General features: G+C 69.9%; 9 protein-coding genes and 1 pseudogene. 2 read left to right on the top strand and 8 right to left on the bottom strand.

Translation table 11 applies throughout. From position 1 onward, the window contains the following. Positions 1-131: 131 nt before the first annotated feature. The 5 genes from ACIQM4_RS00310 to ACIQM4_RS00290 form a co-directional block, all read right to left on the bottom strand. Positions 132-842: a ribonuclease HII gene (locus ACIQM4_RS00310; protein ID WP_401583847.1), complete on the bottom strand. Its 711-nt coding sequence runs from the start codon at positions 840-842 to the stop codon at positions 132-134. 349 nt (positions 843-1,191) lie between these two features. Then, complete coding sequence (locus ACIQM4_RS00305; RefSeq protein ID WP_401583844.1) at positions 1,192-2,808, bottom strand: DUF4153 domain-containing protein; 1,617 nt, start codon at positions 2,806-2,808, stop codon at positions 1,192-1,194. A gap of 472 nt (positions 2,809-3,280) precedes the next feature. Further along, positions 3,281-4,189 (bottom strand): ADP-ribosylglycohydrolase family protein, encoded by a 909-nt coding sequence (locus ACIQM4_RS00300; protein ID WP_401583843.1) that lies wholly within the window; start codon positions 4,187-4,189, stop codon positions 3,281-3,283. Positions 4,190-4,200: 11 nt separating this feature from the next. Continuing rightward, positions 4,201-4,860, bottom strand: coding sequence for a histidine phosphatase family protein (locus tag ACIQM4_RS00295; RefSeq protein ID WP_401583841.1), 660 nt, complete (start codon positions 4,858-4,860; stop codon positions 4,201-4,203). Between the two features lie 177 nt (positions 4,861-5,037). Next, the gene (locus ACIQM4_RS00290) at positions 5,038-5,643 is read right to left on the bottom strand and encodes a YdbC family protein (protein ID WP_401583838.1); all 606 of its coding nucleotides are present in this window, start codon (positions 5,641-5,643) and stop codon (positions 5,038-5,040) included. Positions 5,644-5,870: 227 nt separating this feature from the next. Here ACIQM4_RS00290 and ACIQM4_RS00285 point away from each other — a divergent pair. Further along, positions 5,871-6,422: pseudogene (locus ACIQM4_RS00285) on the top strand (TerD family protein); the annotation flags it as partial. Positions 6,423-6,582: 160 nt separating this feature from the next. Here the strand turns inward: ACIQM4_RS00285 and ACIQM4_RS00280 are convergent. Together ACIQM4_RS00280 and nrdR are read right to left on the bottom strand one after the other, a co-directional pair. Next, complete coding sequence (locus tag ACIQM4_RS00280; RefSeq protein WP_401583835.1) at positions 6,583-9,468, bottom strand: vitamin B12-dependent ribonucleotide reductase; 2,886 nt, start codon at positions 9,466-9,468, stop codon at positions 6,583-6,585. Between the two features lie 165 nt (positions 9,469-9,633). Continuing rightward, complete coding sequence (nrdR, locus tag ACIQM4_RS00275) at positions 9,634-10,143, bottom strand: transcriptional regulator NrdR (protein ID WP_401583832.1); 510 nt, start codon at positions 10,141-10,143, stop codon at positions 9,634-9,636. Positions 10,144-10,719: 576 nt separating this feature from the next. On the opposite strand from nrdR, the gene lexA reads away from it, so the two are divergent. Beyond that, the gene (lexA, locus tag ACIQM4_RS00270) at positions 10,720-11,505 is read left to right on the top strand and encodes a transcriptional repressor LexA (RefSeq protein ID WP_401583829.1); all 786 of its coding nucleotides are present in this window, start codon (positions 10,720-10,722) and stop codon (positions 11,503-11,505) included. Between the two features lie 111 nt (positions 11,506-11,616). Here the strand turns inward: lexA and ACIQM4_RS00265 are convergent, their stop codons facing one another. After that, entirely contained in the window at positions 11,617-13,605 is a 1,989-nt protein-coding gene (locus ACIQM4_RS00265; RefSeq protein ID WP_401583826.1) for an ATP-dependent DNA helicase, read from the bottom strand. Positions 13,606-13,663 lie beyond the last annotated feature (58 nt).

Genomic DNA, 13,663 nt, shown 5'->3' with positions numbered 1-13,663 from the left:
ACGCCGGTGCGAAGGGCTCCGGCGGGTGGGACGTAAATGGCAGCAAAGGCGCGTGACCAGCCAGAACGTGACGGGACACAGACCGGGGACCTGCGGTGGGTGCGACCAAGAACAAGAACAAATGTGAACGGTCAGAATTCGAAGCCGAGTTGGCCCCCGCTTTCCAGTGCCGCGGCCTCGGCCGAGATCCGGTGCTTCTTGAGGTGCCGCCACTGCGGGAGCCCGTCGAGATAGGACCAGGAGAGGCGGTGGTGCGCGGTCGGCCCGAGTTCCGCGAGGGCCGCCTGGTGCACGGGGGACGGATAGCCGGCGTTGGCCGCGAAACCGTAGGGCGCGCAGCCCCCGGACACCGAGTCCAGTTCCGCCATCATCGCGTCCCTGCGCACCTTGGCCAGCACCGAGGCAGCCGCGACCGCGATGCAGGACTGGTCGCCCTTGATCACCGTACGAACCTTCCAGGGTGCCCCGAGGTAGTCGTGCTTCCCGTCGAGAATGACCGCATCGGGCCGTACCGGCAAGGCATTTAGCGCACGTTCGGCGGCCAGCCGCAGCGCAGCCGTCATGCCGAGGGCGTCGATCTCCTCGGGTGAGGAGTGGCCGAGCGCGTACGACGTCACCCACTCCTCGAGCAGCAGCACGAGCGCGTCGCGGCGCTTGGGGGTGAGGAGCTTGGAGTCGGTGAGGCCGGGGGGCGGGCGGCGCAGTCCTGTGACGGCGGCGCACACGGTGACGGGCCCGGCCCACGCTCCGCGCCCGACCTCGTCGACTCCGGCGACGATCTTGGCACCGGAGGTGGCGCGCAGTGAGCGCTCGACGGTGTGTGTGGGAGGTTCGTACGGCATGGCGCCAGCCAGGTTACGCCGCCTGCCCCGGCCGCAACACCCCGGCCCCGGGACATGGCCGCCAAGGGCCTTGTCGCGGGGGCCCGACACCCGGATCATCTCGTTCGCGTACGCACATTTCTGAAGCGCGGGGAGCTCGCGTCCACGCACTTCTGAAGCGCAGGGGGACGCGCGAACGCACATTCCTGGAGCGGGTAGGCCTGGGCAGCCTCACCGGGCGCCAGTCTCGGTAGCAGCCAGCCTCGACCGGCACCCGGTGACCGAGCACCGACAGCCCCCGCCGAGGCCCCCCCAGGACCGCGCTGAGGCCCCACCAGGACCCCGCCGAGGCCCCACCAGGACCGCGCCGTCAGCGCCCGTACTCCCCACTGTTCACCGGCGAGAGTTGGCGGCATTCCGCGACGCTCGCCCTGAGCGGATGCGCAGCGACCAGGGCGAGCGCGCGCCGTTCGCCGATGCTGGTGGCGTACCAGGGCCGCTCCTCAAGCCCGTCCGCGATGCCCCGCAGCGCACAGCTGCGCTGTGGTTCCGGGAGGCGGTTCAGGGCGGGAACGGCGTCCGCCGACAGGCCCTGGAGGTAGTCGATGTCGATGCTCTTGTGCTCGGCGAACCGTTGCACGCCGCTCTGCGCGATCAGTGCGTCAGGTGACATGAGGCCGAAGGCCACCACCGCCGCCCCCGCGCTCGCGGCGATCGCGCGCGGCAGCAGGCGCGCGCCGAACACCCCGGCGGCCAGGATCAGGACGATCACCAGGCCCAGCCACAGCTCCACCGCGGCCACCGAGATCCGCAGCCGGGTCAGCCCGTACATGTCGACATAGAGATTCATCCTGCTCAGGGCGGATGCGACGACCACGAGGGTGAGCAGACACAGCACTCCGAGCACGGACCGCACGAGCGTCCGGTCGCCCCCGTTGCCCCGCGGGGCCCAGCGCTTCGCGAAGGCAATGACGACGAGGGTCAGGACGGTTGCCCAGAGGAGCTGCCAGAAGCCTTGTCTGGCGTACTCGGAGTAGCTCAGTCCGGTCTCGTCGAGCACCTTGGCGTAGCCGCCGAGCAGCACGGCGAGCTGCACCGCGATGAACGCCGCGAACAGCAGGTTGAGCACGACGAGCGGAAGTGCCCATTCCATGCGGCCTCTCGCACGCCCCGGAGCGATCCTGGCCTTGTCCCACTGAAGCGGTGCGGCAGCGGTACGGGCCGCGGCGAGCGCCCCGACGAGGCCCAGCGCGAAGAGCAGGATCCGCCACGGGCCGTCGGAGACCGACACGTCGGGCACCAGCCCTCCGAGCAGTTCGGCGAACGCGGCGTCCGCGCTCGCGAACAGCGCCCCGAACACCACCAGCAGGACGAGGGCGACGCCGGCGGTACGCAGTACCGGGCCCCAGCGCTCGCGCGAACCGCCCGCCCGCTCGCGCAGTCCCTTCCAGCCCCAGCCGACACCCGGGACCACCGAGCCCCAGATCCCCAGCGAGCCGACGAGGACACCGAACCAGGACCGGCTGCCGTGCAGGGCGAGGGAGCCGAGTGCCAGCGCGGAGAGCATCGCGAGGAACGTGGGCCAGCCCGCGTCACGCAGCGCGGGCACCAGAAGCAGGGCGATCCCTCCGAGCCCCCACACGAGCGTCCAGGCACGGATGCGCCGACCGGCCGCCTGGGCGGCGAAGTACGCGGCGAGAGCGGCGGGCAGCGCCACGAGGAGCAGATTCAGCCCCAGTCCCTCGCCGAGGAACAGAGCGCTGAGCAGCCCGGTGGCCAGCACCGCCCAGAGGGTGGCGGCACGCACCCGGGCCGGCGGGCCCGGCCGGACCCCGGCCCGCCAGGCGGGCGGGTTGGCGAGCTTCTGCCGACGCTGCTGCTGCATGTGCTGGTGGGCCTGCCACTGCTGCCACTGCTCCTGCTGACGCCGCTGGAGAGTGGACGGCGGCTGCGGCGTGTGGGCGGGCGCGCGGCGCGCCTGCGGCACAGCATCCTGAACGGCCCCGGCGGACGCCGCCGCACCTCCTGCCGCGGGTGTCTCGCGCGACTCCGGAGTGGCGCCCCGCACCCCACCGGCCGACGCGGCGGAAGCCTTCTCGCCGCCGCCCTCCCCCTCCGACGCGGCCGACGGCCCGGCCGCCGAAGTTGCCGGGGTTGCTGCGCTTGCTGCAGTTGCTGAAGTTGCCGCGGTTGCTGAAGTTGGTGCGCTTGCTGAAGTTGCCGGTATACCCGGCGGCGCGTCTTCTGGTTCAGGCACGGGACCCCCTCCCGACCAGGCACTTCGCGCCTCGCGCGGTACGTGGCGGGGTGGGCCCGGCGTCTTGTTCGGCGCACGCCGGTCATGATCGACGCGGCGGCGTGGCCGTCAGACTAGCCCGGTGCCCTCACGCCTCCCCCATCAGCGCGAAGATGCGGACAGAACCGTGACGCCGGCCCTGCCCGCCCTTGCCCCGAAGGAGTCATCGCGCCCGCGCGGGCACCCATCGAGGCAACGCCTCGGTCTGTTCCAGCCAGCCGCCCGGGGGGCTTCCCGCCTTCGCCCCGGCGAGGACGCCGCCGACGATCGCGCAGTTCGTGTCGACGTCACCGCCCACCCGGGCGGTCGACCAGAACGCACCCTCGAAGTCGCCCAGCCCGCGGGCCGCCGACCAGAGCGCGAACGGCACGGTGTCGTGGGCGCTGGTGCGCCGTCCGCAACCGAGCACCGCGGCGACGGTGTTCGCGTCGTCGTAGTCCAGCATGTTGCGGGCCCTGCGCAGTCCGGCGGCGACGGCGCTGCGCGGCACGAGCGCGATCACACCGTCCAGCAGTCCCTCGGACGTCGGCGGCCCGGCGGGGTCGGCCGCGATCGCCGCAGCAGCGGCGACCGCCATCGCGCCCGTCACGGCCTCCCGGTGCTGATGGGTGACGTAGGCGGAGATCTCGGCCTGGTGGGTGGCCTGCTCGGGATCGTCCGCGTACCAGGCCCCGAGCGGCGCGATCCGCATCGCGGCGCCGTTGCCCCAGGAACCGCGCCCGTCGAACAGCGCGGCGGCCAGCTCGCGCCAGTCACCGCCCTCGCGGACCAGTCGGAGCATCCGGTTGACGGCGGGCCCGTAACCGCGGTCGAAGTCGTGGTGGTCGGCGAAGGAGGCGGCGAGGGCGTCCTGGTCGATGCGGCCGTGACCGGCGAGGACGGCCAGCACGGAGGCGGCCATCTCGGTGTCGTCGGTCCACTGCCACGGGCCGGGCGGCAGTTCGCCCTTCTTGAGGAGCGGGTAGTTGACGGGGACGAAGAACTGGGAGCCCAGGGCGTCTCCCACGGACAGCCCGCGCAGGCTGTCCAGTGCGCGCTCGAAGCGCGGGTCGCAAGCGGAGTCAGCGGTCATCGCTCAGAACTCTAGCCGGTGATCCCGTACGACTCCGGGGCGCACCAGTGCGCGAACGGCCGGTCCAGCGTGTACCGGCCGTCGTCGCCGAGCTCCAGCACGCGCATCTCGGCGTTGCCGGGGTTGGACAGCGATTCGAACTCCGCCACCGGCCAGTGGAACCACCTCATGCAGAACAGCCGCATGGTCAGCCCGTGCGTGACGATCAGTACGTTCTCCGGGTGGTCGGCGGCCTCGAAGCTGCGGTAGAGGCTCTCCAGGAAGGCCCCCACCCGGTCGTAGACGTCGGCGCCCGACTCCCCCTGCGCGAACCGGTAGAAGAAGTGCCCGTACGCGTCCCGATAGGCCTTCTGCAGGCGTACGTCGTCCCGGTCCTGCCAGTTCCCCCAGTCCTGCTCCCGCAGTCTGGGCTCCTCCCTGACCCTTACCCGTCCCGGATCGAGGTCGAAGGCGCGGAAGGTCTCGTGGGTGCGCCGGTAGGGCGAGACGTACGCGCTGATCCGTTCGTCGCCGAAGAGCGCGCGCAGCCGCTCCCCCGCCGCTCTCGCCTGCTGCCATCCGTTGTCGGTGAGTCTCAGGGCATGGTCGGGCTCGCGCTCGTAGACGGTGTCATCGGCGTTCCCCTCCGACTCGCCGTGCCGGACGAGGACGATGCGTCGCGGTCGTGCCATGCCGAAACCCTAGTTCGAACGTAAGGGGCGGGCTCGACCGGCCTACTGCCGGGACGCCATCCGGAGTATCCACCGGCCTCCCCACCCGCCGTACGGAAAGGGATCACAGCGTCCAGGCGCACCCGCCGTACGGAAAGAGATCACAGCGTCCAGGCGCACCCGCCGTACGGAAAGAGATCACACCGTCCAGGACGGCTCCAGTTCCACCACGTCACCGGCCAGCGCCGCCACGTCCGCCTCGGTCTGCGCGCGCAGTGACAGCCGCTCGACCCGCTCCGCCCGGTACTTGCCGCGCTCGGCGGCCGACTGCCACATGGAGAGCACCAGGAACTCGTTGCCCGGCGCCTCCCCGAACACCCCTCGCAGCATCCCGGGCGATCCCGCCATCGCGGGGTTCCAGACCTTCTCCTGCATCAGCGCGAAGTGCTCGACCCGGTCCGCACGCACCTTGCAGTGCGCGATCCGCACCACGTCGGCATCGGTGAACTTCGGTTCGAAGCCGGTCTTGACGTCGAAGCGGTAGTCGAAGAGTCGCACCTGGCTGTCCTTGTACGTGCCCGACTGTCCGGCCGCGAGTCTGTCGTGCGCGCGGGCCATGAAGGAGTCGTAGAAGGCGCGGCTCTCCCAGAAGGCGAAGACGTGGGCCACCCCGTCCCGCCCTCTGCTCCAGCCGCCGCTCTGGCCCCGGAATCCCGGTTCACCGAGCTGCCCGGCCCACTTGCGCTGCCCCCGTTCGAAACCTCGGCGGTCGATGACGGTGCAACGAATCCACTTGACCAGCACCGCGCCATCGTACGGCCAAGCGGGTGACAGCGGGCACCTCGCGGCAGGGGCGCGGCCGGCCTCGGGTTCAGTGCGTTCCTGTCGCGCGGCCGGGTACCGGACAGCTCTGTGCGAGCCGGCCAACTCGTCGGCCACCACGGCTCCTTCGGTGACAATGATCGTCACCGTCGCACCCGGCCGACGGGCTTGTCGCGTCCTGTCGGCCCTGTGAGGATCGGTCCACGACTGGAAGCGGAGGAACACACACGGTGAGCAGCTTCAACAAGGGCATCCGGAAGGCCGAGGTCACCCTCAAGTGGGACCCCAGTCCACGCGGTGCGACCGCCGCCGATCTCGACATCGTGGCCGCTGTCTACCGCGGCGACGACCTGTACGGGGAGCCCGTGTACCTGGTGCACTTCGGCAGCCGTTCGCCCGACGGCACCATCACCCTGCACAGGGACAGCAAGACCGGCCAGGGCTTCGGTGCGGACGAGCAGATGACGCTCGAACTGGACCGGCTGTCGCAGGACTACGGACGGGTGGTCGTCGGGGTGGCCATCCAGCAGCGTGACGGCAGGATGGAGTTCGGCTACATACAGAGCACCCACCTGCAGATCTCCGAGGGTTACACCGAGCTTCTGCACAACGGCTTCGACGCGGTCCAGGGGTCCACGGCGGCCACTGTCGCCGAGTTCGTACGAGACGCCAACGGCAGTTGGGACCTGCACGAGACAGTGCACGGTTTCGACGCGGAACCGGAGGAGTTCACCCGGCTGATGGGCGCACGCCGAAGCTGACACAAGCCGAAGGTGGCGCACGCCAGGGCCGGCACAACCCACAGCTGACACAACCCAAAGCTGACGCGTGCCGAAACTGACGCACGCCAAAGGGCGGCGACCCCCTCGGGGATCGCCGCCCTCCGTCTCACACCTTCACTCAGGCGTCAGCCGTGCCGTGTCAGCTGCAGCCGCTGGTCGAGCCGCAGCCCTCGCAGATGTAGCAGCTGCCCGCGCGCTGCATCTTCGTGCCGCAGGAGAAGCACAGCGGTGCGTCGGCGCTGATACCCAGCTGCATCTCGACCAGCTCGGCCGAGGTGTGCGGCGCCTGCTTGACGGCCGGTGCTTCGGTCGCCACCTGGGGGGCGGCCACCGGGACCAGCGGGGCGGACTGCGAATGCCCCTCCGCCTCCAGTTCGGCCTCCTCCAGCGACGGCTCGTACGAACCGGTGTCGAGGTGGCGCTGACGCTCCTCGGCGGAGTGGATGCCGAGGGCCGAACGCGTCTCGAAGGGCAGGAAGTCCAGCGCCAGGCGGCGGAAGATGTAGTCGACGATCGACTGCGCCATCCGCACGTCCGGGTCGTCCGTCATACCGGCCGGCTCGAAGCGCATGTTGACGAACTTCGAGACGTACGTCTCCAGCGGGACGCCGTACTGCAGGCCCACGGACACCGCGATCGAGAAGGCGTCCATCATGCCCGCGAGGGTCGAGCCCTGCTTGGACATCTTGAGGAAGACCTCGCCGAGACCGTCGTCCGGGTAGGAGTTGGCGGTCATGTAACCCTCGGCGCCGCCCACCGTGAAGGAGGTGGTGATGCCGGGACGGCCCTTGGGGAGGCGCTTGCGGACCGGACGGTACTCGATGACCTTCTCGACGGCCGTACGGATGGTGTCCTCGGCCTTGGCGGTGACCGCCTCCTTCTCCTTGTCCTTGGTCTTGGCGGAGAGGGGCTGACCGACCTTGCAGTTGTCGCGGTAGATGGCGAGCGCCTTGACGCCCATCTTCCACGCCTCGAAATAGACCTCTTCGACGTCCTCGACGGTCGCCGTCTCCGGCAGGTTGACCGTCTTGGACAGGGCGCCGGAGATCCAGGGCTGGATGGCCGCCATCATGCGGACGTGGCCCATCGCGGAGATGGAACGCTCGCCCATCGCGCAGTCGAAGACCTCGTAGTGCTCGGTCTTCAGGCTCGGGGCGTCGATCACGTTGCCGTTCTCGGCGATGTGGGCGACGATCGCCTCGATCTGCTCCTCCTGGTAACCCAGGCGGCGCAGGGCCTGCGGGACGGTGCCGTTGACGATCTGCATCGAGCCGCCGCCGACGAGCTTCTTGAACTTGACCAGGGCGAGGTCGGGCTCAAGGCCGGTGGTGTCGCAGGACATCGCGAGACCGATGGTGCCGGTGGGGGCGATCACGGACGCCTGCGCGTTGCGGAAACCGTTCTTCGCACCGAGGCGGACGACGTCCTGCCAGGTCTCCGTGGCGGCGGCCCAGATCGGGTTGTCCAGGTCGTCGACGTGCACGGCCACCGCGTTGGCGTCGGCGTGCTGCTTCATGACGCGCTGGTGCGGCTCGGCATTGCGGGCGTAGCCGTCGTAGGGGCCGACGACCGCGGCCAGCTCGGCGCTGCGCCTGTACGAGGTGCCCGTCATCAGCGAGGTGATCGCGCCGGCGAGGGCACGGCCGCCGTCGGAGTCGTACGCGTGGCCGGTCGCCATGAGGAGCGCGCCCAGGTTGGCGTAGCCGATGCCCAGCTGACGGAAGGCGCGGGTGTTCTCACCGATCTTCTCGGTGGGGAAGTCCGCGAAGCAGATCGAGATGTCCATCGCGGTGATGACCAGCTCGACGACCTTGGCGAACCGCTCCACCTCGAAGGACTGGTTGCCCAGACCGTCGTCCTTGAGGAACTTCATCAGGTTGAGCGAGGCGAGGTTGCACGAGGTGTTGTCCAGGTGCATGTACTCGCTGCACGGGTTCGAGCCGTTGATGCGGCCGGACTCCGGGCAGGTGTGCCACTTGTTAATGGTGTCGTCGTACTGGATGCCCGGGTCGGCGCAGGCCCAGGCGGCCTCGGCCATCTTGCGGAAGAGGGACTTGGCCTCGACCTCTTCGATGACGTCGCCGGTCATACGGGCGCGCAGACCGAACTTGCCGCCGGTCTCGACGGCCTTCATGAACTCGTCGTTCACCCGGACCGAGTTGTTGGCGTTCTGGTACTGGACGGACGTGATGTCGTCGCCGCCCAGGTCCATGTCGAAGCCCGCGTCGCGCAGGGCGCGGATCTTCTCCTCCTCCTTCACCTTGGTCTCGATGAAGTTCTCGATGTCGGGGTGGTCGACGTCGAGGATGACCATCTTGGCCGCGCGGCGGGTGGCGCCGCCGGACTTGATGGTTCCGGCGGAGGCGTCGGCACCGCGCATGAAGGAGACCGGGCCGGAGGCGTTGCCGCCGGAGGACAGCAGCTCCTTGGAGGAGCGGATACGGGAGAGGTTCAGGCCGGCGCCGGAGCCGCCCTTGAAGATCATGCCCTCTTCCTTGTACCAGTCGAGGATCGACTCCATGGAGTCGTCGACGGCCAGGATGAAGCAGGCCGAGACCTGCTGCGGCTGGGGCGTGCCGACGTTGAACCAGACCGGGGAGTTGAAGCTGAAGACCTGGTGCAGGAGGGCGTACGCCAGCTCGTGCTCGAAGATCTCGGCGTCCGCCGGGGAGGCGAAGTAGTTGTGGTCCTCGCCGGCCTTCCGGTACGTCTTCACGATCCGGTCGATCAGCTGGCGCAGGCCCGTCTCGCGCTGCGGGGTGCCCACGGCGCCACGGAAGTACTTGCTGGTGACGATGTTGACCGCGTTCACCGACCAGAAGTCGGGGAACTCGACGCCACGCTGCTCGAAGTTGACCGAGCCGTCGCGCCAGTTGGTCATGACGACGTCACGATGCTCCCAGACCACCTCGTCGTACGGATGCACGCCAGGAGTGGTGTGGATGCGCTCGATACGCAGACCCTTGCCGCCCTTGGCTCCCTTGCTGCGGGAACCTCGTGCCGGGCCGCTCGTCGTCTCGGTCATGCCGCCTCCCATATCGGGCTAAAACGCCCAGAAGTGCCCAGTTCTTCCTTGGGCACGGTGTGTGTCTGACGTCCCGGGCCGCCGCGGGTACGCGGCGGGCCCGTGACAGGTCCTGATGTGCCGCCGAAGGTGCCGCTGTGCGGCTGACCGACTGGAGGGGCCGGTCTATTCGGCGGCGGCGGGCACGGGAACCGCAGGATTCCCGGCGGGCCCGCCCTCCTGGGCCGGAGGCCGCCGGTCACGGAGTTCCGTGATCGCGGCCTCGAAGTCCTCCAGCGAATCGAATGCCCGGTAAACGGACGCGAAACGCAGATAAGCGACGACGTCGAGCTCCTGGAGCGGGCCGAGGATGGCCAGCCCCACGTCATGGGTGGTCAGCTCGGCGCTGCCGGTGGCACGCACCGCCTCCTCCACCCGTTGCCCGAGCTTGGCGAGGGCGTCCTCGGTGACCGGACGGCCCTGGCACGCCTTGCGCACACCGGAGATCACCTTCGTACGGCTGAACGGTTCGGTCACCCCGCTGCGCTTGATCACCATCAGCGAGGCCGTCTCCACCGTCGTGAAACGGCGGGAACAGTCGGGGCACTGGCGACGCCTGCGGATCGACGTCCCGTCGTCCGTGGTGCGACTGTCGACCACTCGACTGTCGGGGTGCCTGCAGAAGGGGCAGTGCATGGTTCCAAGGCCTCCTTCGCGGCACGACTGAAGAGCTCCTGGGGGCCGCGTGGCGGACCTTCGAAGCAGTACCCAGCATAAGCGATGACCAGGCCCGATTGGACCGTGGACCACAACTTGTGGGTAGCTGTAGCGATTCAACCACTAGATCTGGGGGTTGACCGGACTTGGGCCCCTACGCGCGTGTCGCGCCGGAAAGGGGCCGCGGCGGTCGCCCACGAGAGTACGGGACCCGGGGGGCGAACCGGGATTCCGGTCCCCCGGACGGCTCAGCCGCCGCCGGACTGCGACTCCCAGGGGCTCCGGAAGGGCCGCGAGCGGCGGGGCGGACGGCCACACAGGGGGCGTGTCCGCACGCGCGGCGCGGTGTTCGATCCGACGGAGAAGGCTACCGTAATGAGCCGAATTGCCGTTCGGGAGATCGTCCCGAGGGCCGCCCCAGGGGCCGAGCCATACACCCATCCGTACGAATAGGGCAGCCATTCTGCAGTTTTTCACTCGAACGTGTGTTTGGCGCAACCTTTCGAAAGCTACTACCGTTGTCCGGTCAGGGAGACCATTCGAGAGGGGCCGACCATGACCACCACCGCGGACAGCGCAACGATCGCCGCCCAGGACCGCTCCCTGGGCCGACTTGAGCCGGTGCATGCCATGAACGACGCAACCACGAACCCCGAGGGTGCCAAGCCCGCGCGTTCGCTGCCCGGCCGACCTCCGGGGATCAGGGCGGACAGCTCCGGTCTCACGGACCGGCAACGGCGGGTCATCGAGGTCATCAGGGACTCCGTGCAGCGCCGGGGATACCCGCCGTCCATGCGCGAGATCGGGCAGGCGGTGGGGCTCTCCAGCACCTCCTCCGTGGCCCACCAGCTGATGGCTCTCGAACGGAAGGGCTTCCTCCGCCGCGACCCGCACCGCCCTCGTGCGTACGAGGTCCGCGGCTCCGACCAGCCGAGCACCCAGACCACGGACACGGCGGGCAAGCCGGCCGCTTCGTACGTCCCGCTGGTCGGCAGGATCGCGGCCGGCGGCCCGATCCTCGCCGAGGAGTCCGTCGAGGACGTCTTCCCGCTCCCGCGGCAGCTGGTGGGGGACGGCGAGCTCTTCGTCCTCAAGGTCGTCGGCGACTCGATGGTCGAGGCCGCGATCTGTGACGGCGACTGGGTGACGGTCCGCCGGCAGCCGGTCGCGGAGAACGGCGACATCGTGGCCGCGATGCTCGACGGAGAGGCCACGGTGAAGCGCTTCAAGCGCGAGGACAACCACATCTGGCTGCTCCCGCACAACGCCGCCTACCAGCCGATCCCGGGCGACGACGCGACCATTCTGGGCAAGGTCGTCGCGGTACTCCGGCGTGTCTGACGTCCGGCGTTCGTGCGTGCAGGGCCCTGGAACCCGCGGAGACCGCGGTGGCTTCCAGGGCCCTGCACGTACGAAACCGCGGCGCGCCGGTTCCCGGCCGGGCGCGGAGAGCTAGGTCGCGTCGGCCTCGGCGGCCTTGGCCGCCGCGTCGATGGCGGCGAGCGAGCGTCGGACCTGGTTGCGGTCCGTGGTGTACCAGAAGTCGGGCATGGAGGCCTTGAGGTAGCTGCCGTAGCGTGCCGTGGCCAGCCGCTGGTCGAGGACCGCCACGACGCCCTTGTCACCCGTCGCCCGCACGAGACGACCGGCGCCCTGGGCCATCAGCAGCGCGGCGTGCGTGGCGGCGACGGCCATGAAGCCGTTCCCCCCGTTCTCCTCGACCGCCTTCTGGCGTGCGCTCATCAGCGGGTCGTCGGGCCTGGGGAACGGGATCTTGTCCATCACGACGAGCTGACAGCTCGCCCCGGGCACGTCGACGCCCTGCCAGAGCGACAGCGTGCCGAACAGACAGGTCTGCGGGTCGGCCGCGAAGTTCTTGATCAGCTCGCCCAGGGTGTCCTCACCCTGCAGGAGGACCGGCACGTCGAGCCTGCCGCGCATCGACTCGGCCGCGGTCTGGGCCGCCTTCATCGACGAGAACAGCCCGAGGGTGCGCCCGCCGGCGGCCTCGACCAGCTCTGCGAGCTCGTCCAGCATGTCCTCGCGTCCGGCGTCCCTGGTGGGGCGGGCCAGGTGCTTGGCGACATACAGGATCCCCTGCTTGGGGTAGTCGAACGGCGAGCCGACGTCGAGGCCCTTCCACTCCGGAAACTCCTCGCCGTGGGTGCCCTCAGGGGCCAGCCCGAGCGAGGCACCGACACCGTTGAAGTCGCCGCCCAGCTTGAGGGTGGCGGAGGTGAGCACGACGGAGCGCTCGGTGAAGAGCTTCTCGCGCAGCAGTCCGGAGACCGAGAGCGGGGCCACCCGCAGGGAGGCTCCGTAGCGGTCGTGGCGCTCGAACCAGACGACGTCGTACTCGGAGCCGTTGGCGATGCGCTCGGCCACGCCGTGCACGTTCTCGATGGCGGCCAGAGCCTGTTTGCGGACGGCGTCCTCGTCGGTGACGGACTTGTCGCGGGTCGAGCCGAGTGCGGAGATCACTGTCCGCGCGGCGTCGCGCAGTGCCATCAGTGCGTAGCCGAGGTCCTCCGGGATTTCCTCCAGCCGCCCCGGCAGGGCCAGCTCCATCAACCGCTCGAAGTTCTCCGACGCGGACTGCAGGGCGTCGGCCGCCTTCTCGTTGACGATCTTCGCGGCGCGTCGTACGGCCCGGTTGACCTGGCCGGGAGTGAGTTCGCCGGTGGCGACGCCGGTGACCCGGGAGACCAGCTCGTGCGCCTCGTCGACGATCAGCACCTCGTGCTGCGGCAGCACGGGGGCGCCCTCGATGGCGTCGATGGCGAGCAGCGCGTGGTTGGTGACGACGACGTCGGCGAGCTTGGCCCGCTCCCGCGCCGCCTCCGCGAAGCACTCCGCCCCGTACGCGCACTTGCTCGCGCCCAGGCACTCGCGCGAGGAGACGGAGACCTGCGCCCACGCCTTGTCGGAGACGCCGGGGGTGAGGTCGTCGCGGTCGCCGGTCTCGGTCTCGTCGGCCCAGTCGCGCATTCGCAGCAGGTCCTTGCCGAGCTTGCTGGAGGGCCCGGACGCCTCCAGCTGCTCCAGCGGGTTGAAGAGGCCGTCCTCCTCGTCCTGCGGGGCTCCCTCGTGGAGACGGTGCAGGCACAGGTAGTTCGACCGGCCCTTGAGCATGGCGAACTGCGGGGTGCGGCGCAGCAGCGGCTTCAGTGCGTCCACCGTGCGCGGCAGGTCACGCTCCACGAGCTGGCGCTGGAGGGCCAGCGTCGCCGTGGCGACCACGACGCGCTCGCCGTGCGCGAGGGCAGGCACCAGATAACCGAGGGACTTTCCGGTGCCGGTGCCCGCCTGGACGAGCAGGTGTGAATTGTCGTCGACCGCGTCGGCGACGGCCTCGGCCATGGTGACCTGGCCTGGCCGCTCCACGCCGCCGACGGAGGCGACGGCGGCGTGGAGGAGCTCGGGGAGTGAGGGCTTCGTCATAGCCCGACCACCCTACGGTGCACCGCTGACAACGCCGGTCACGGCCGCTGCCGCCGTG

Origin of the sequence: Streptomyces sp. NPDC091272 (assembly GCF_044757485.1) — a bacterium.
In the GTDB taxonomy this organism is placed as follows: Bacteria; Actinomycetota; Actinomycetes; order Streptomycetales; family Streptomycetaceae; genus Streptomyces.
The sequence above is the reverse complement of the archived record's forward strand: the minus strand, read 5'-3'. Positions and strand labels throughout refer to the sequence as shown.

Excerpts from the sequence above, each read along its gene's own strand:
- ACIQM4_RS00310 (WP_401583847.1), bottom strand. The coding sequence starts at position 842 with ATGCCGTACGAACCTCCCACACACACCGTCGAGCGCTCACTGCGCGCC.
- ACIQM4_RS00300 (WP_401583843.1), bottom strand. The coding sequence starts at position 4,189 with ATGACCGCTGACTCCGCTTGCGACCCGCGCTTCGAGCGCGCACTGGAC.
- ACIQM4_RS00295 (WP_401583841.1), bottom strand. The coding sequence starts at position 4,860 with ATGGCACGACCGCGACGCATCGTCCTCGTCCGGCACGGCGAGTCGGAG.
- ACIQM4_RS00280 (WP_401583835.1), bottom strand. The coding sequence starts at position 9,468 with ATGACCGAGACGACGAGCGGCCCGGCACGAGGTTCCCGCAGCAAGGGA.
- nrdR (WP_401583832.1), bottom strand. The coding sequence starts at position 10,143 with ATGCACTGCCCCTTCTGCAGGCACCCCGACAGTCGAGTGGTCGACAGT.
- lexA (WP_401583829.1), top strand. The coding sequence starts at position 10,720 with ATGACCACCACCGCGGACAGCGCAACGATCGCCGCCCAGGACCGCTCC.
- ACIQM4_RS00265 (WP_401583826.1), bottom strand. The coding sequence starts at position 13,605 with ATGACGAAGCCCTCACTCCCCGAGCTCCTCCACGCCGCCGTCGCCTCC.